Source organism: uncultured Dietzia sp., from assembly GCF_937873725.1.
Classification (GTDB): domain Bacteria; phylum Actinomycetota; class Actinomycetes; order Mycobacteriales; family Mycobacteriaceae; genus Dietzia.
Genome location: NZ_CALMYY010000088.1, coordinates 24,233 through 41,092, shown reverse-complemented (window position 1 = coordinate 41,092; position 16,860 = coordinate 24,233). Strand labels below are relative to the sequence as shown.

Here is a 16,860-nt window from a genome sequence, read left to right as displayed (position 1 = left end):
CGGTCAGCCGTCCTGCTGCCCCTCGCCGAGCTTGGCGTAGAAGCGGCCGACGATCGGCGCCATGATCGCGCGCGGGGTGTAGTTGCCGGCCACGGACATGGCCTGGCTCAGCGGCCCGGGGACCACGCGCATCTTGTTCCGCGCCAGGGCGTCCAGCGAGACCCGCGCGGTGTACTCGGTGTCCACCCAGAGGCGGTCGGGGACCAGACGGTCGACAAAGGTCTTGTCCTCGTCCGCGATCTCCTCGGTCCGCACCGGGCCGGGGGCCAGCAGCGTCACGTGGATGCCGGCGTCCTTGACCTCGCCCCGCAGCGACTCGGAGAACGTGTTGAGGAACGCCTTGGACGCGGCGTAGGTGGCGTTGTTGGGGATGGGCATGTTGCCGGCCGCCGAGCCCACGTTGAGGATCGCCCCCGAGCGTCGCGAGACCATCCCGGGCAGCACCGCGAGGATCAGGTCGTGGCAGGCCACGGCGTTGAGCTGGACCTGGGTCTTCTCGTAGTCCGGGTCGAGCGAGGCGATCGGGCCGAACGTCGCGATCCCGGCGTTGTTGCACAGGATCGAGATCTCGCGGCCGGCCAGCTCGTCCAGCAGCGGCTGCCGCGCCGCGGGGTCCGCCAGGTCGCAGGCCCGCACCTCCACCGTCACCCGGAAGTCCCGTTCGAGCCGCTCCTTGAGTTCCTGCAGCACCTCGCCGCGCCGCGCCACCACGATCAGCGAGTGCCCGCGCCGGGCGAGTTCGGTGGCCAGAGCCATTCCGATCCCGGAGGAGGCGCCGGTCACGACGGCGCGGGTCGACACGGTGGGCGGGGGAAGGGACATGGGGCTCCTCGAGGTCCGGCACTCGGCCCGCCGAGGACGGCGGGCACGGCAGCGCCGACCTTACCCGCGGGGTGCGCACCCGGGCGAGGTCCACGCCCCACCCCACCGGCTTGCGCTGCCCCCCACCGGCTTGCGCCGCCCCCCACCGGCTTGCGCTGCCCCTTCGCCCGACAAAGGCCTGGCCGCGCTGGAGGAAGGGACCACGGGGGCAGCGCAAGCCTGGCGAGAGGGGAGAGTCGGCGCCCCCGAGAGGATTCGAACCCCTGACCAGCCGGGTAGAAACCGGATGCTCTATCCACTGAGCTACGGAGGCCTGCAGCGCGCCCATCAGGCGTCGCCGGGAGAATCGTAGCCGATGCGGGGGTGTGTCGAGCAGGCGCGAATCGGCCCGGGGGCGGTCGGGTTCCTACGATGGAGCGCATGACGTCGCAGAAGTCGGCACCCGCCGCCACCGGACCGCTCAGGACCCGCAGCGTGGTGCCGGTGGTGATCCTGCTCGCGGTGGTCACCGCGGCGGTGGTCGTGCCGCTGTCCGGGATGTCCACGGAGATCGCTCTCGAGCTGGTGGGAGTGCCGGACCCGGGAGTGCTGACCACCGCCGGACTGCCGGCGGTCCGGGCGATCGGCGAGCTGCTCGCGTCGGTGGCCGTGGGATCGGCGCTGTTCGCGGCATTCTTCCCCCCGCCGCAGAAGGACAGGACGCTGGACGTGGACGGCTACCGCGCGCAGCGCCTGTCCTCCTGGGCGAACCTCGCCTGGGCGGTGGCCGCGGCGCTGCTCATCCCGCTCACCCTGTCCGACGTGTCCGGCCGTACGGTGTGGCAGTCTCTGCCGCCGGATCAGTGGCTGGTCGCGATCTCCCAGATCGATGCGGCGTCGTCGTGGCGGTGGGCCGCGGTGATCGCCCTGATCGCCGGCGTCGGGCAGCGGCTCACCCTGAGCTGGCGATGGTCGGTGATCTGGCTGGGCGTGTCCGTCCTCTCGCTCCTGCCGGTGGCGGCCACGGGCCACGCCTCGGGGAACACCGCCCACGACATCGCCACCAACTCGCTGATCATCCACCTGCTCGCCGCCGCGTTCTACATCGGCGGACTCGTCGCGGTGATCGCCCACACCATGCGCGGCGGCTCGCGGGTCGCGTTGGCCCTCCGCCGCTACTCGGTGGTGGCCACGGTCGCCATCGTGGCGCTCGGGTTCACGGGCGTGATCAACGCGCTCGTGCGTCTCCACCCGGGCGACCTGCTGTCCTCGACCTACGGGCTTCTGGTGGTGTCCAAGGCGTTGGCCCTGTGCCTGCTGACCCTGTTCGGGGTGGCCGTCCGTCGCCGGATCATCGCCAAGATCGAGTCCACCAACGCCAACGCGCCGGTCGACCGCGGCACCCTGCTCCGGATCGTGTTGGTCGAGGCCGTGGTCATGGCGGGCACGCTCGGACTGTCGGTCTCGCTCGGCCGCACCCCGCCGCCGGCCCCGCTGTACATCCCGACCCGCCAGGAGGCGCTGCTGGGCTTCGAGCTGCCGGGGCCGTTCTCCTTCGGCACGGTGTTCGGGCTGTGGCGCTTCGATCTGGTGCTGGGGCTCGCCGCGGTGATCCTGCTGGCGCTGTACGTCTGGGGCGTGGTGCACCTGCACCGGCGCGGGGACTCGTGGCCGGCGGGGCGGACGGTGTCCTGGGTCGTGGGCTGCGTGCTGCTGTTCCTCACCTCGAGCTCCGGCATGGGGATGTACATGATGGCCGACTTCGCCAGCCACATGGTCGGGCACATGCTCATCTCCATGCTGGTGCCGGTCCTGCTCGCCCTGGGCGGCCCGTTCACGCTGGCCCTGCGCGCGCTCCCGGCGGCGGGGCGCGCCAACCCGCCGGGCCCGCGGGAATGGCTGGTGGAGTTCATCAACAACCCGCTCTCCCGGTTCCTCACCCACCCCGTCGTGGCGTCGGTGCAGTTCGTGGCCGGCTTCTACCTGGTGTACTTCGGCGGGTTCTACGAGGCGCTCGCGTCGCAGCACATGGGCCACGTGTTCATGAACGTGCACTTCCTCATCAGCGGGTACCTGTTCTACTGGGTGATCATCGGGGTGGACGCCGCACCCCGGCAGTTCTCCCCGATGTACAAGCTCATGGTGCTACTCGGGTCGCTCCCGTTCCACGCCTTCTTCGGCATCATGCTCATGAACTACAAGACCGTGCTGGCCCAGAGCTGGTACGCGGGGATCGGGCTGCCGTGGGTCCCGGACCTGTTGCAGAGCCAGCAGGTCGGCGGTGGCGTGGCGTGGGCGGCGGGGGAGATCCCCCTGTTCATCGTCATGCTCGCCCTGGCCTGGCAGTGGTACCAGACCGACATGCGCGAGGCGCGGCGCGGGGAACGGCAGGCCGAGCGCGACGACGACGCCGAGCTCAAGGCCTATAACGAGATGCTCCGCGAGATGTCCGAGGCCGACCGCCGGCCCTGAGTCCGCGACGCTCGTCGTCGTCGTCCGGCGGACTCTCCACAGCCCGGCGTCCCTCCACAGGCCGGGCGCCGGGGGCGCGGGGACGAGGGGCGACGACGACGAGGTGGGGCACCCTCAGGTCACGAGGCCGACGCACGGTCGGTCCGAGTGTGACAGGAGTGAACCCATGAACGAGACCCTGACGACCGTCCGCGGAACCGTGATCACAGACCCCACCACCCGGCGGGTCGGCGACGACCAGGTGTTCACCTTCCGGGTGGCCAGCAACATCCGCTACCAGGACCGCAACACGGGGGAGTGGAAGACGGGCGGCACCCTGTACTTCTCGGCCAACTGCTGGGGACGGCTCGCGCAGAGGGCGCCGGGTTCGGTCTGCAAGGGTGACGGGATCATCGTCCACGGCCGTCTGCTAACCAACGAGTACGAGCGCGATGGTCGGCTCAACCGCGATCTGGAGATGCGGGTGACCGCCCTCGGGCCCGACCTGTCCCGCATGGACGTGACCGTACGGAGGGCCGCGACGTCGGACCCGGCGCTCGACGTCGGTGGCGGGCAGCGTGAGGCGGCGGACGCCCCGTCCGACCCGGACGAGGTGATGGCGATCGGATCCGTCGACGGCGATGATCCGGAGGGTGATCCGGACGAGGCCGCGGACTTCGCGGAGGCGGCCTCGGTCTGATGCCGCGGGAGGGCGAGGGGCCGGTGTCCGCCGTGGGCACCGGCCCCGCGGGTGGCCACGTAACATGGGGGTCGTGCCCGCGGCAGGCCCGCGGCGATATGGACGATTTGCGCAGGTGAGAGGGCAGAAGTGGCCGAGTTTATTTACACGATGAAGAAGGTTCGCAAGGCGCACGGGGACAAGGTGATCCTCGACGACGTGACGATGTCCTTCTACCCCGGTGCGAAGATCGGCGTCGTGGGGCCCAACGGCGCCGGTAAGTCCTCCATCCTCAAGATCATGGCGGGCCTCGACCAGCCGTCCAACGGCGAGGCGTTCCTCGACCCGGAGGCCACGGTCGGCATCCTCATGCAGGAGCCCGTGCTCGACGAGTCCAAGACGGTCAAGGAGAACGTCGAGGACGGCCTCGGCGAGACCATGGTGCAGCTCCGGCGGTACAACGCCGTCGCCGAGGAGATGGCGACCGACTACACCGAGGAGCTCATGGAGGAGATGGGCAGGTTGCAGGAGCAGCTCGACGCGGTGGACGCCTGGGACGTGGACTCGCAGATCGAGCAGGCGATGGACGCACTGCGCTGCCCGCCGGGCGACTCGCCCGTCACCCACCTCTCCGGCGGTGAGATGCGCCGCGTCGCGCTGTGCAAGCTGCTGCTGAGCAAGCCGGACCTGCTGCTGCTCGACGAGCCCACCAACCACCTCGACGCCGAGTCGGTGCTGTGGCTCGAGCAGCACCTGGCCGCGTACCCGGGGGCCGTCCTGGCCGTGACCCACGATCGGTACTTCCTCGACCACGTGGCCCAGTGGATCTGCGAGGTGGACCGCGGCAAGCTCCACCCCTACGAGGGCAACTACTCCACCTACCTGGAGAAGAAGGCCGAGCGGCTGGAGGTCCAGGGCAAGAAGGACCAGAAGCTGCAGAAGCGCCTGCGGGCGGAGCTCGAGTGGGTGCGCTCCGGCGCCAAGGCCCGGCAGACCAAGTCCAAGGCCCGCCTGGCCAAGTACGAGGAGATGGCGGCCGAGGCGGAGAAGCACAGGAAGCTCGACTTCGAGGAGATCCAGATCCCCACCCCGCCCCGACTGGGCAACGTGGTGGTGGAGGTGGACGCGCTCGAGAAGGGCTTCGACGGGAGGGTCCTCATCAAGGACCTGTCCTTCACGCTGCCGCGCAACGGCATCGTCGGCGTGATCGGTCCCAACGGCGTCGGCAAGACCACGCTGTTCAAGACCATCGTGGGACTCGAGGAGCCGGACGCCGGGTCGGTGAAGGTCGGCGAGACGGTCAAGCTCAGCTATGTGGACCAGACCCGCGCGAACATCGATCCGGAGAAGTCGGTGTGGGAGGTGGTCTCCGAGGGCAACGACTTCATCGAGGTCGGCCAGAACGAGATGCCCTCGCGCGCCTACGTCAGCGCCTTCGGGTTCAAGGGTCCGGACCAGCAGAAGAAGGCCGGCTCGCTGTCCGGTGGTGAGCGCAACCGCCTCAACCTGGCGCTGACCCTCAAGGTGGGCGGCAACCTGATCCTGCTGGACGAGCCGACGAACGACCTCGACACCGAGACGCTCGGCAGCCTGGAGAACGCCCTCGAGGAGTTCCCCGGTTGTGCGGTGGTGATCTCCCACGACCGCTGGTTCCTCGACCGGACCTGCACCCACATCCTCGCGTGGGAGGGCAACGTCACCGAGGGCCAGTGGTACTGGTACGAGGGCAACTTCGAGGGCTACGAGCAGAACAAGGTCGAGCGGCTCGGCCCCGACGCCGCCCGCCCGCACCGGGTCACCCACCGCAAGCTCACCAGGGACTGACCGCAGATGGCCACACCGACCGGCCGGAGCGCCGACACCCGGACCGCGGACGACACCCCGGCGGGGGTCGTGCACCGGGTCCGGATCCCGTTGCGCATCTCCGACTTCGTGGGCATGCACGTCAACAACGTGCGGTTCCAGGAGTTCTCGCAGGACGCCCGCCTGATCTGGTTCCGCGAGAGGTTCGGCGTGCCGGGCTCCCGGGTGCCGATCGCGCTGGCGCGGTGGATGGAGATCGACTTCCGTCGCACCATCGGGATGGGGGTGGCCGAGGTGTGGGTGGACGTCGAGGTGCTCAAGGTGGGCCGAACCTCGTTTACCATGCGCACCTCGATCGGCTCCGAGCCGACGGGCCCCGGGCCGTGCGCGGTGGTCGACACCGTGTTGGTGGTGACCGCTGACGACGAGATCACGACCCTGGAGATCACCCCCGAGGAGCGCGCCGCGCTGCTCGGTGACCGGGAGGAGGCGGTATGAGTTCACGAGGCGGCGCGGTGGACCGCGGCACCTTCCGCTGCACCCTGCAGGTGCGGTGGGCGGACTTCGACCAGTACGGGCACGTCAACAACGTCAAGTACATCGAGTACGCGCAGGAGGCGCGGATCCTCTTCATCCGCAGCCGGTTCGGCCCGTTCGGCCTCGGCAACCTCCCGCAGGTCGTGAGGCGCGTGGAGATCGACCACCTCCGTCCCGTGCTCCGCGACTCGACGTCCGTGGACGTGGAGATCGAGGTCGAGCACGTGGGGACCACCTCGTATCAGATCCGGCAGACCATCTTCGACGCGGCGGGCGAGGTCTGTGCCGCGCTGCGCGTGGTGATGGTGGCGTACGACGCATCCACCTCCACGGCGGTCGAGATCCCGTTGGGGGTGCGGAACGTGCTGGACGCCGCCCACCACCGCACGGCGATCACCGACCACGGGTCAACCGGGTGACCGGACGGTTGGTGCTGGAGACCGGTGGCCCGCTCGGGGTGTCGGGCGAGCCGGGGCGACGCGTGTTCACGGCCGCGATCCCGGTCCGCTGGTCCGACCAGGATCTCTACCACCACGTCAATCACGCGCGGATGATCACCCTCATCGAGGAGGCCCGGATCCCGTGGCTCTTCGAGGAGGGCACACCCACGCTCACCCTCGCCGCCGGCGCGGTCATGACCGACCTCGCGGTGAGGTACCGCGGCCAGATCAAGTACGCCGACGGGCCGATCCGGATCCGCATGTGGTGCGAGAAGGTCGGTGGGGCCATGTTCGTGGCGCGCCACGAGGTCCGCGGGCGCACCACCCCGGACTCGGCGCCCCCCGCCGTCGACTGCACGGCGACGATCGCCGCGTTCGATCTCGCGACCCAGCGCCCTCGGCGGTTCACCCGGGCCGAACGCGACCACCTGCTGGGGTACCGCCACGAGGATCCGACGTGACCCTGCCCGGGGCCGGCGGGGAGATGCTCGCGGTGCCCGAGCCCGCGGACCGCGACGACCTGCGCACTCTCCTGCGGCGCCTGGTGCGGCTGGACGAGGCGACGGTCGTTCGGCTGACCGGCGGCGACGTCGGCCGGATGCGGGTGTGGGCGCGGACGCCGTTCGGCGCGCTGGTGGTCCGCGGGCTGGGTGGGTACTGCCCCGGAGGCGACGTGGTGTGCGGTGCCGACCATCTGCTCACAGAACTCGACCTGCTTCCCCGCGGCGACGCTGAGGGGCGACTCGACCCGGGGATGCCCCTCACCTCGTCCTGGCAGGGACTGCTCCCGCCGGCCGACGGGTTCCAGCCCGTGGAGGACGTCCCGGCGCAGGTCCTGCTCGACCTCACCGAATCCGGCCGCGACGCCGCCCGGGAGAACGCGGGTCCGGCCGGGTTGCCACCGTCGTTGCTCGACCAGGTGGCGCTCACCGTCCGCGCGGAGAGCCCGAACCCGGTGGGCGTGGACATGCGGACCGTGTTCTCGCTGGTGATGTGCGGCTTCGTGCCGGCCAGGGCGGGACGGGCACCGGAGGGCGAGCCGGTCCGGGTGAGCGAACGCGGCGCGTGGCTCCGGCTGGACGCCCGCTACGGCACGGCGTTCCGGCGCACCGACTCGCTGACGCTCGACCCGCGATGACGTCGCCGGGGTTCTCGGTCTCCTGGCCCGGGAGGGGCGAGCCGGAGGTCCCGGGGGAGCAGGGGCCCGCGCCGAGGCTGGTCGAGGTGGTCCGCGACGCGGACGGGCGGGCGTCCGGAGCGGTGCTCGACGGGGACGGGGCCCGGATCGCGGAGGCCTCGGCCGCCCTCGAGGAGGTCGGTCTGGGGCCGACCGGGGCCGCGCAGTTGGTCTACCTCGACCCGCCCTTCAACCGGGGCGGCCGCTTCGACGGGTACCACGACAACATGCCGCGTCTGACGTGGCTGAGCTACATCGAGGCGCGGCTGGTGGTGGCGCGCGACCTCCTCGCGGACACGGGGACCGTCTGGGTCCACCTGGACGATGCCGAGGCCCACCGGGTCCGGTGCGTGCTCGACGAGGTCTTTGGAACGGATGCCTTCATCGCCGATCTCACCGTGGAGAGCAACCCCAAGGGGCGCCAGCTCGACAGGTTCTTCGCCGGGTCCCACGACCGGCTCATGGTCTACGCGCGTGACCCCGGCAGGGTGCGCCTGGCCGGTGGCGTCGCGTCCGCGGTGGACCCCGCAGACTTCCCGCACGTGGGGGAGGACGGGATCAACTTCCGGCTGCTGCCGCTGCGCAACACCAACAAGCGGTTCAACCCGCGCACCACGCCGACCATGACCTACCCGCTCTACGGGGACCCGGGCAGCGGCGCCGTCTCGGTGGATCCCGCGCCCGGCCTGTCCGAGATCCTGCCGGTGTTCGGCGACCTCACCCCCGCGGTGTGGCGGTGGTCCCGGGCCCGGGCCACCGAGAGGGTGGACGAGCTGGTCTGCCGGACGGTCCGGGGCAGGTCGGGTCCGCGGGTCGACGTGTACCAGCGCGACCGGCACGAGGCGGGCCGGATCAAGAAGCTGAAGTCCATCTGGCTGGCCCAGGAGGTGGGGTCGACCGACACGGCCCGGGCGGAGTTGCGGAACGCGGGGGTCGACGGGTTCCGTACCCCCAAGCCGGAGGCGCTGATGCGGCGGATCGTGGAACTGGCGACCGGACCGGACGACCTCGTGGTGGACCTGTTCGCCGGATCCGGGACCACCGCGGTGGCGGCCCACGCGCTGGGGCGCCGGTGGGTGGTGGTGGAGCGCAATCCCGAGACGATCCGGGAGGTCCTCGTTCCCCGGTTGCGGGCTACCGGAGCATGACGCTGCCGCCGTCCACCATGAGCGTCTGCCCGGTCATGTAGGAGGCGTCCTCCGAGGCCAGGAACACCGCCACGCGGCCGATGTCGGACTCCGGGTCGCCGAACCGGCGCATCGGGGTGCCGGCGAGCAACCGCTTCTCGATGCCGGGGTTGGCCTCGATGTAGTTCTCCACGCCCTCGGTCAGCGCGAGCGGCGAGATGATGTTGACGTTGATGCCGTCCAGGGCCCACTCGTTGGCCGCGACTCGGCTGATGCCCCGGATCGCCTCTTTGGCGGCGGCGTACGAACCCTGAGTGGGGTGGCCGTTGATCCCGGCTCCGGAGGCGAAGTTGATCACCGAACCCCCACGCTCGGCCAGGTGGGCGTGGGCGGCCTTCATCAGCCAGAAGGTGGGGTAGAAGCCGGTGCCGAACGACAGGTCCAGCATCTCCTGCGTGGTCTCCAGCAGGGGCGCCTGGCGAGATGCGTGTGCATTGTTGACCAGCACGTCGACCGCGCCGAACGCCTCCACCGCGGCGGCCACGATCTTCATGGCGTTGGCCTCGATCGAGATGTCGGCGTTGAGGAAGCGGACCGCGTCGCCCAGTTCGTCGACCAGGGCCGCGCCGGCCTCGTCGTTGATGTCCACGGCGAGGACCGACGCGCCCTCCTTGACGAACGCGCGGGTGATGCCCCTGCCGATCCCGCCGGCACCGCCGGTGACGATCGCCGTCTTCTCCGCCAACCTCATGTTTAAGCCCCGTTCCTAGTGTGGTCGTAACCATACTGCGGTGTCCGGCGGCAGGACAGCACCGGTCGGGGGGTGCGACGCGAGGGGGCCGGAGGCGAGCACCACGTCGCCGTCCGGGAGGGGCACGGAGCGGGTGGAGGCGTTGAGCGCGCACACCACGCCGTCCCCGCGACGGAACGCCAGGCACCCGGACGGGGCGCCGTACCAGTCGACCGAGGCGGTGTCCGGTCCGGACCACGCGTGCCGGATCTCGATCGCGGCACGGTACAGCGAGAGCATCGACCCCGGGTCCTCGAGCTGGGGCTCCACGGTGAGGCGGCCCCAGTTCCCCGGCATCGGTAGCCAGGTGTCGGGCGAGGTCGAGAACCCGTACGGGGGTTCGGGTCCCTCCCACGGGATCGGGACCCGACAGTGGTCCCGGCCCATCTCCGCGTGGCCGGAGCGTTCCCAGGTGGGATCGGTCAGCCTGTCGTGGGGGATCGAGAAGTCGCTCGGCAGGCCGAGCTCGGCGCCGTTGTAGAGGAACGCGATCCCCGGGAGTGCCAGCTCGACCAGCAGCATGGCGCGGGCCCGCGCGGTTCCCGGCGCGCCGTTCCCGTATCGGGTCACCTCCCGCACCACATCGTGGTTGGACAGCGCCCACGTCGGCGTCGAGCCGGAGATGCGAGAGGCCTCCAGCGTCGACTCCACCGCCGCCCGGACGGCGCCGGCGTCGAAGGGCGCGCCGGTGAGGGCGAAGTGGAACGCGAAGTGCAGCTCGTCGGCGCGGAGGTAGCGCGCGAACCGGTCGACGGGTCCCACCCAGACCTCGCCGAAGGTGACGGCGCCCGGGTACTCGTCGACGACCGAGCGGATCCGTCGGTGGATGTCGTGGACGCCCGGCCGGTCCCAGCGCGCGTCGCGCGGGTCGACGACGAGCTGGGCCACCTCGAGGTCGTCGGGCAGATCCGCCAGGTCGTCCGGCTTGGCCAGGCCGTGCGCCACGTCGATCCGGAACCCGTCCACGCCCAGGTCCAGCCAGAACCGTAGGGTCCGCTCGAGATCGTCGGCGACGTCGGGGTGCGACCAGTCGAGGTCAGGCTGTTCGGCGGCGAACAGGTGGAGGTACCACTGGCCGGGCGAGCCGTCCGGTTCCGTCACGCGGGTCCACGCGGGCCCGCCGAACACCGAGGGCCAGTTGTTGGGAGGCCGCGAGCCGTCCTCGCCGCGCCCGTCGCGGAAGAAATAGCGGTCCCGTTCGGGGCTACCGGGCCCCGCGGCGAGCGCGGCCGCAAACCACGGGTGCTCGACGCTCGTGTGGTTGGGGACGAGGTCCATGATGAGGACCATGCGGGCGGCGTGCAGTTCCTCGAGCAGCCGGCGCAGCGAGTCGAGGTCACCGAACAGCGGGTCCACCTCCCGCGGGTCCGACACGTCGTAGCCGTGATCGGCGCCGGGCGACAGCATGACGGGGGAGAGCCACACGCCGTCCACCCCGAGCAGTTCCAGGTATCCGACGCGGTCGATCACGCCCTGCAGGTCGCCGCGGCCATCGCCGTCGGAGTCGGCGAAGGAGCGCGGATAGATCTGGTAGAGGACCATGTCCTCCCACGGCCGCGACGCGTGGGCCGGGGGCCTCACGAGCCCTCCGCGGTGTTGACCATCATCGCCGCGGCGCGGGTCATGTAGTCGACCATCGCGGCGCGGTGTTCGTCATCCAGGGTCCCGCTGTCGATCGTGTCCACCGCGGCGAGCATGTGGGTGAGCCACGCGTCGTGGGCGGCGCGGTCCACCGCGTAGGGGTTGTGCCGCATCCGCAGTCGAGGGTGTCCGCGCTGCTCGGAGTAGGTGGTCGGGCCGCCCCAGTACTGCTCCAGGAACATCCGCAGGCGGTCCTCGGCCGGGCCGAGGTCCTCCTCGGGATACATCGGCCGCAGCACCGGGTCGTCGGCCACCCGTCGGTAGAACTCGCGGACCATCGTGCGGAACGTCGCCGCGCCGCCGATCTCGTCGTAGAACGTACTGCTCGTCATGCCCCCATCATGCCCGTGCGCTCCGGGTGGGATGTCCGACCGAGCCGACCGGGGGCTGACGCGGGCATCCGGGTTTCCGTCACGCGTTAGGCGCGCGAAGAGTTCATCGAGGGTGCATCATCGTTGCAGGCGAGGTTCACTGCGGGCCCGGTTGAGCATGGTGCACTGGGCTCGGAGAAGACGAGCGGAGACCATCCATGGGCACAGCGGTGCGCGAGAACCCGGAGGGCCGACAACGGGGTCCACGGCCCCCGGCCCTACTCGAGCGCGTGCCCGGACCGGCCGCTCCGCTGGCCTCCGCGCCCCGCGTACTGCTGCTCAACGCGGGATACGAGGCGCTCACCGCTCTTCCCGCGCGACGGGCGGTGGTGATGCTGCTGGGCGGGAAGGCCGTCGTCGTCCACGACCATCCCACCGAGGTCCTGGTCCGCTCCGTGGGCACGGCGGTGCGCGTCCCCTCGGTGATCATGCTGCGGGAGTACGTGCGGATCCCGTACCGCGCGCAGGTGCCCATGACGCGGGCCGCACTCATGTACCGGGACTCCCACCGGTGCGGGTACTGCAACGCCAAGGCCACGACGGTCGACCACGTGGTCCCCCGCAGTCGCGGCGGGTCCCACGACTGGGAGAACTGCGTGGCCTCCTGCGCCCCCTGCAACCACCGCAAGGCGGACAAGCTGCTCTCGGAGCTCGGCTGGGAGCTGCGAGCGCCCCTGGTCGCCCCGAGGGGCCGCACGTGGCGGCTGGTCTCCCAGCTGCGCGAGATCGGCCCCCACTGGGAGGACTACCTCTACCTCGACGCGGCCTGACACCCGGCCGGCCGGTCACCCCAGCGGCACGACGTAGACCCCGTTCGAGTCGGCGTCGGCGAAGTACAGGGAGCGTCCGTCCTCGGACAGGGCCAACCCCGTCACGCCCGTCCTGCCCGTCTCGAGGACGCGACCGGGCGACCCGTCCCAGCCGAACTCGAGGATCCGGCCGGAGTCGTTGTCGGCGACGAACCACGAGTCGTCGCCGGCGGCGAGGCCGGACGGGCGCGCGGCGGTCCCGGGCGCGACGTCCTCGACGGTGGACTCCCACACGTACGAGTACTCGGCGAGGGTCTCCCGCGGCATGATCCACCGGTCGCCGGCGGCGTCGATCGCGGCACGGTCGCCGTGCTCGGCGACCCAGGTCCGGACGGTGGCCGGGTCGTCGCCGTCCCCGGGGCCGTCCTCGAGGTGGCTCCAGTCGATCACGCCGGGGCCGTGCTCGCCGTGGCCGGCGGGGGAGTCGTTCCAGTTGGCGACCATGACCTCGGCGCGCCCGCTGTCCGGCTGGAACCGGCGGACCACGCCCGCGCCGGTGTCGGAGTAGTACACCCACCCGCCGCGGGTCATCATCCCGCTGGGGACGCCGTCCACGCGCTCGTAGGGCAGGTCGATGTAGCGCCTGGTGGTGCCGTCCCCGTGGAAGCCGTTGCCCTCCTGGTGGTCGCGGTTGAAATCGATCCGGGCCACGTGGCCCGGACCGCTGCACCCGCCCGCCGTGTCGCCGACCCCGCACCCGTCCAGCACGAAGTACCCGTTGACCGAGTCGTGGACGATGCCCGTGCTGAGCGGGTTGCCGTGCAGCATGTCGAGGTGGCTGCCCTGCCGCGGCCAGACGCAGCGGGAGATGGACTCGGACCAGTACTCGACCGGGCACTGGTGCCGGGGGATGTCGTCCGGGGGGTCGTGGCTGAGCCCCGGCTGGGGCCAGTCGTCCAGATAGTCCTTGTTCTGTCCCGCCCGGGCGAACGTGTCGGGGGAGAACAGGGTCGGCCCCATGAAGTTGTTGTTGCGGAAGTGGGCGTCCCGCTCCGGGTTGAGCACGAACTCCATGTCGCGGACCTCGTTGGTGGAGTCGTTCGACACGGCGAAGAACGACCCGTCCTCGTTGAACGCGATCCCCGACGGCCGGGCGGTGAAATGCTCCCCGTACCCGTCCCGCAGGCCCCGGCTGGCCGCCGGATCGGCGAGGTCGATCACGGTGAGCGAGTCGTCGCCGGAGTTGGTCACCCAGAGCTCGGTGGTCCCCGGCCGGAGGGAGAGCGCGCTCGGGGCGTCGAGCGACTCGCCCACCAGGACCGCCTCGGGCACCGGCCCCGGCGGGTCTCCCCCGTCAGGGGAGGGCGTCGCACAGCCGGACGCCACCAGGAGCAGGGCGGTCACCGCAGCGGCGGTGGCCGCTCCCGGGCGGCGGGACCACCGCGAGCGTGCGGAGGAATGAGCGCTGGGCACGGGTTCTCCTGACCGGTCAGGGCCCGCGCGGCGCGCCGACTCTCCTGACCGGTGATTCTGGCACGTGATGCCGGAGGGGCGGACGCGTATCCGCCGAGGATCGCCACCCCGTGTCCGGCAGGCCCGGACTACCCGGATTCGGCGGTGTCGACGGCGCGGGCGGCCAGCGCCCGGATCATGTCCGCGGTCTGCTCCGAGATGATCCGGCGCAGGGCCGCCGGGTGGGAGTCGTCGGCGACGACGGCCCGGAACCGCTCGACACTCCCGGGGTCCACGGCCCACGAGGGGAAGATCCCCTCGGCCACGGTCTGGGCGAGGTCGCCGGGGCGGGCGGCCCAGAGCGCGGTCACGTCGTCCAGGTAGCGCTCGGCCACGCCGGTGAGCAGGTGCTCGTGGCCGGGCAGGTCCAGCCCGAGGAGCGTCGCGCGGACGATCGCGTTGCTCGGCGCGTCCGGCCCGGTCCGCAGGAGCAGTGCCTCGGCCTCCTCCTTGGCGCCGACGGTGGGGCGGGCGGCGCGCGCGGTGGCGGCCCGCCGGGCTCCGCCCGCGGTGTCGTCGGCGGCCAACTCGGCGTCGATCCGGTCGCCGGCCTCGGCGCCGGCCGCGACCAGCGCGGTGAGGACGGTCCAGCGCAGGTCGGTGTCGACGGCCAGGCCGGGCAGCCCCGCCTCGTCGGCGCCCGCGTCGAGGAGCGCCGCCAGCACCCGCCCCTGGTCGGTGCCGATCGGGCAGGCGCACAGCGCGGTGAGGAAGGCGAGCTGGTGATCCGATCCCGCCTCGGCGTCGCGGGCCGCGGCGAGCATCGCCGAGGAGAACCGCGGCCACCCGGTGGCCGCCGCCCAGTCCGGGTCGGCGTACCTCGCCAGCGCGGTCTGCGCCTGCGCCAGGACGCGCTGCACCACACCGATGTGCGACTCGCGCGGAGCGGCCCGCGAGACCACCTCCACGAATCGACGGGCGGGCAGCCGCGCCTCCCTCGTCATCTCCCACAACGCCGACCAGCACAGGGTCCGAGCGAGGGGGTCGGCGATGTCCTCGAGGGAGGCCAGCACGGTGTCCAGGGAGTGCGCGTCGAGCCGCACCGAGCAGTAGGTGAGGTCGTCGTCGTTCGGCAGCACCAGCTCGGGCACGGGGTGCCCGGCCAGGTCGGGGACCGGGGTCCGCGCGTCGTGGACGTCCAGCTCGGACCGCGCGGTCCGCACCAGCGCCCCCGAGGCATCACGGCTGTAGAGGCCGACGCCCAATCGGTGGGTGCGCAGCTCCCCGGCGCCCGGGGCGGCCGGGCCCTGGACCACGGTCAGCTCGGAGATGGTTCCGGCGGCCCCGCCCCCGGCCGACGTCGTGATCTCGACCGCGACCGGGTTGATGCCGGTGGTCCGGAGCCACTGGTCGGCCCAGCCGGACAGGTCGCGGCCCGAGGACTTCTCCAGGGCGGACAGCAGGTCGTCGAACTGGGCGTTGCCGAAGGCGTGCTCGGCGAAGTACGCGCGCAGCCCGGCGAGAAACGGCTCGCGACCGACGTAGGCCACGAGCTGCTTGAGGACGGAGGCGCCCTTGGCGTAGGTGATGCCGTCGAAGTTCGCCTCGACCGTCTCCAGGTCCGTCATGTCCGCGGCCACGGGGTGGGTGGAGGGCAGCTGATCCTGACGGTAGGCCCATGACTTCTCCACGTTCGCGAAGGTGGTCCACGCGTCGGTGTACCGGGTGGCGTCCACCTGGGCGAGCACGGAGGCGAAGGTCGCGAACGACTCGTTGAGCCACAGGTCGTCCCACCACCGCATGGTCACCAGGTCCCCGAACCACATGTGGGCCATCTCGTGCAGGATCGTCTCGTTGCGCCGCTCGTAGCGGTAGCCGGTGACCCGGGACCGGAAGACGTAGTCCTCGAGGAAGGTCACCGCGCCGGCGTTCTCCATGGCCCCGGCGTTGAACTCGGGGACGAAGATCTGGTCGTACTTGCCGAACGCGTACGGCAGCCCGAACTCGCGGTGGTAGAAGCCGAAGCCCTCCTTGGTCTCGGCGAACAGGCGGTCGGCGTCCAGGTGCTCGGCCAGCGAGGCCCGGCACAACAGCCGTAGTGGAATGGTGCCGTGCTCGTCGGTGTAGGCGTCCTCCACCACGTGGTAGGGGCCGGCGATGAGGGCGACCAGGTACGTCGACATGATCTCGGTGGGGGCGAAGCGGTGCACCACCCCGCCACCCGCGGCGGGCGACTCCTGCGCCAGCGTGTTGGCCACAACCACCCACGACTCGGGAGCGGTCACCGTGAGCGCATAGCGGGCCTTGAGGTCGGGTTGGTCGAAGCAGGCGAAGACGCGCTTGGCGTCCGCCGTCTCGAACTGCGAGTAGAGGTACACCTGCCCGTCCACCGGGTCGACCATCCGGTGCAGGCCCTCGCCGGTCGTGGTGTACGCCAGGTCGGCGTCCACCACGAGCTCGTTGGTCGACTGGAGGTCGGGGAGCGTCAGCCCGTCCTCGTCGTCGTACCGCTCGTCCTCCCCGGCGGCGACCAGTTCCCGGCCGTTCAGGGTCGCGGACCTGATCCGCGCCGACCGCAGGTCGATGAACGTCTCCGCGCCCGGACGGGCGCAGGAGAAGCGCACCACGGTCCGCGACCGGAACGTCTCCGACCCCGGGCCGCCGCCACCGTCGGTGAGGTCGATGTCCACGTCGTACGACTCCACGTCGAGCACCTCCGAGCGGGCGGCGGCGTCGGCGCGGGTGAGATTGAGGGAGCGCATCGTGGGTGACCTCGGTTCTGGGGGTGGGCTACCGCTCCAGTCCTACCAGCCCCGGTGGTGGCGGTGGGGGTCCGCGACCG

Annotated in this window: 15 protein-coding genes and 1 tRNA gene; 9 read left to right on the top strand and 7 right to left on the bottom strand. The window is 71.4% G+C overall.

Going from position 1 to position 16,860, the window contains the following annotated elements; genetic code table 11:
* Positions 1–3: 3 nt before the first annotated feature.
* Both cmrA and Q0444_RS08985 read right to left on the bottom strand, forming a co-directional pair.
* Entirely contained in the window at positions 4–822 is an 819-nt protein-coding gene (cmrA, locus tag Q0444_RS08990; RefSeq protein WP_291080063.1) for a mycolate reductase, read from the bottom strand.
* Positions 823–1,062: 240 nt separating this feature from the next.
* Positions 1,063–1,135, bottom strand: a tRNA-Arg gene (locus Q0444_RS08985).
* Between the two features lie 107 nt (positions 1,136–1,242).
* Between Q0444_RS08985 and Q0444_RS08980 the strand changes: the two genes are divergently transcribed.
* From Q0444_RS08980 to Q0444_RS08945, 8 genes are all read left to right on the top strand, one after another.
* Positions 1,243–3,273: a cytochrome c oxidase assembly protein gene (locus tag Q0444_RS08980; RefSeq protein WP_299023031.1), complete on the top strand. Its 2,031-nt coding sequence runs from the start codon at positions 1,243–1,245 to the stop codon at positions 3,271–3,273.
* Positions 3,274–3,439: 166 nt separating this feature from the next.
* Positions 3,440–3,952, top strand: a complete 513-nt coding sequence (locus Q0444_RS08975) for a single-stranded DNA-binding protein (protein ID WP_291080067.1) — start codon at positions 3,440–3,442, stop codon at positions 3,950–3,952.
* 129 nt (positions 3,953–4,081) lie between these two features.
* Complete coding sequence (gene ettA / locus Q0444_RS08970; RefSeq protein ID WP_299023030.1) at positions 4,082–5,755, top strand: energy-dependent translational throttle protein EttA; 1,674 nt, start codon at positions 4,082–4,084, stop codon at positions 5,753–5,755.
* Between the two features lie 6 nt (positions 5,756–5,761).
* On the top strand, positions 5,762–6,232 hold the full coding sequence (locus Q0444_RS08965) for a thioesterase family protein (protein WP_291080073.1): 471 nt from the start codon (positions 5,762–5,764) through the stop codon (positions 6,230–6,232).
* Entirely contained in the window at positions 6,229–6,690 is a 462-nt protein-coding gene (locus Q0444_RS08960) for a thioesterase family protein (protein ID WP_291080075.1), read from the top strand. Before Q0444_RS08965 ends, Q0444_RS08960 begins: the two co-directional genes overlap by 4 nt.
* Positions 6,687–7,172, top strand: coding sequence for a thioesterase family protein (locus Q0444_RS08955; protein ID WP_291080077.1), 486 nt, complete (start codon positions 6,687–6,689; stop codon positions 7,170–7,172). The genes Q0444_RS08960 and Q0444_RS08955 overlap by 4 nt, the downstream gene beginning before the upstream one ends.
* Complete coding sequence (locus Q0444_RS08950; protein WP_291080079.1) at positions 7,169–7,849, top strand: hypothetical protein; 681 nt, start codon at positions 7,169–7,171, stop codon at positions 7,847–7,849. Before Q0444_RS08955 ends, Q0444_RS08950 begins: the two co-directional genes overlap by 4 nt.
* Positions 7,846–9,036 carry a site-specific DNA-methyltransferase gene (locus tag Q0444_RS08945; protein ID WP_291080081.1) on the top strand — a complete coding sequence of 397 codons (1,191 nt, stop codon included), beginning with the start codon at positions 7,846–7,848 and terminating at the stop codon, positions 9,034–9,036. The genes Q0444_RS08950 and Q0444_RS08945 overlap by 4 nt, the downstream gene beginning before the upstream one ends.
* On the opposite strand, the gene Q0444_RS08940 is transcribed toward Q0444_RS08945, so the two are convergent.
* Genes Q0444_RS08940 through Q0444_RS08930 form a run of 3 tightly spaced genes read right to left on the bottom strand, consistent with a single transcriptional unit; the run spans position 9,023 to position 11,778 of the window.
* Complete coding sequence (locus tag Q0444_RS08940) at positions 9,023–9,766, bottom strand: SDR family NAD(P)-dependent oxidoreductase (RefSeq protein WP_299023027.1); 744 nt, start codon at positions 9,764–9,766, stop codon at positions 9,023–9,025. The genes Q0444_RS08945 and Q0444_RS08940 overlap by 14 nt on opposite strands.
* A gap of 15 nt (positions 9,767–9,781) precedes the next feature.
* Entirely contained in the window at positions 9,782–11,347 is a 1,566-nt protein-coding gene (locus Q0444_RS08935) for a glycoside hydrolase family 13 protein (RefSeq protein ID WP_291080099.1), read from the bottom strand.
* Between the two features lie 35 nt (positions 11,348–11,382).
* Positions 11,383–11,778 (bottom strand): globin, encoded by a 396-nt coding sequence (locus tag Q0444_RS08930; RefSeq protein ID WP_291080085.1) that lies wholly within the window; start codon positions 11,776–11,778, stop codon positions 11,383–11,385.
* A 197-nt stretch (positions 11,779–11,975) separates the two neighbouring features.
* Here Q0444_RS08930 and Q0444_RS08925 point away from each other — a divergent pair, with 197 nt between their 5' ends.
* Positions 11,976–12,587 carry an HNH endonuclease gene (locus tag Q0444_RS08925; protein WP_291080087.1) on the top strand — a complete coding sequence of 204 codons (612 nt, stop codon included), beginning with the start codon at positions 11,976–11,978 and terminating at the stop codon, positions 12,585–12,587.
* Positions 12,588–12,602: 15 nt separating this feature from the next.
* Here the strand turns inward: Q0444_RS08925 and Q0444_RS08920 are convergent, their stop codons facing one another.
* Entirely contained in the window at positions 12,603–14,039 is a 1,437-nt protein-coding gene (locus Q0444_RS08920) for a hypothetical protein (protein WP_291080089.1), read from the bottom strand.
* A 128-nt stretch (positions 14,040–14,167) separates the two neighbouring features.
* Positions 14,168–16,780, bottom strand: coding sequence for an aminopeptidase N (gene pepN / locus Q0444_RS08915; RefSeq protein WP_291080091.1), 2,613 nt, complete (start codon positions 16,778–16,780; stop codon positions 14,168–14,170).
* Between the last annotated feature and the right edge of the window lie 80 nt (positions 16,781–16,860).

Bases quoted from the DNA above. Each gene is read 5' to 3' on its own strand.
- Q0444_RS08960 (WP_291080075.1), top strand. From the start codon at position 6,229: ATGAGTTCACGAGGCGGCGCGGTGGACCGCGGCACCTTCCGCTGCACC.
- Q0444_RS08930 (WP_291080085.1), bottom strand. From the start codon at position 11,778: ATGACGAGCAGTACGTTCTACGACGAGATCGGCGGCGCGGCGACGTTC.
- Q0444_RS08925 (WP_291080087.1), top strand. From the start codon at position 11,976: ATGGGCACAGCGGTGCGCGAGAACCCGGAGGGCCGACAACGGGGTCCA.
- Q0444_RS08940 (WP_299023027.1), bottom strand. From the start codon at position 9,766: ATGAGGTTGGCGGAGAAGACGGCGATCGTCACCGGCGGTGCCGGCGGG.
- Q0444_RS08980 (WP_299023031.1), top strand. From the start codon at position 1,243: ATGACGTCGCAGAAGTCGGCACCCGCCGCCACCGGACCGCTCAGGACC.
- Q0444_RS08975 (WP_291080067.1), top strand. From the start codon at position 3,440: ATGAACGAGACCCTGACGACCGTCCGCGGAACCGTGATCACAGACCCC.
- cmrA (WP_291080063.1), bottom strand. From the start codon at position 822: ATGTCCCTTCCCCCGCCCACCGTGTCGACCCGCGCCGTCGTGACCGGC.
- pepN (WP_291080091.1), bottom strand. From the start codon at position 16,780: ATGCGCTCCCTCAATCTCACCCGCGCCGACGCCGCCGCCCGCTCGGAG.
- Q0444_RS08965 (WP_291080073.1), top strand. From the start codon at position 5,762: ATGGCCACACCGACCGGCCGGAGCGCCGACACCCGGACCGCGGACGAC.
- Q0444_RS08935 (WP_291080099.1), bottom strand. From the start codon at position 11,347: ATGGTCCTCTACCAGATCTATCCGCGCTCCTTCGCCGACTCCGACGGC.
- Q0444_RS08945 (WP_291080081.1), top strand. From the start codon at position 7,846: ATGACGTCGCCGGGGTTCTCGGTCTCCTGGCCCGGGAGGGGCGAGCCG.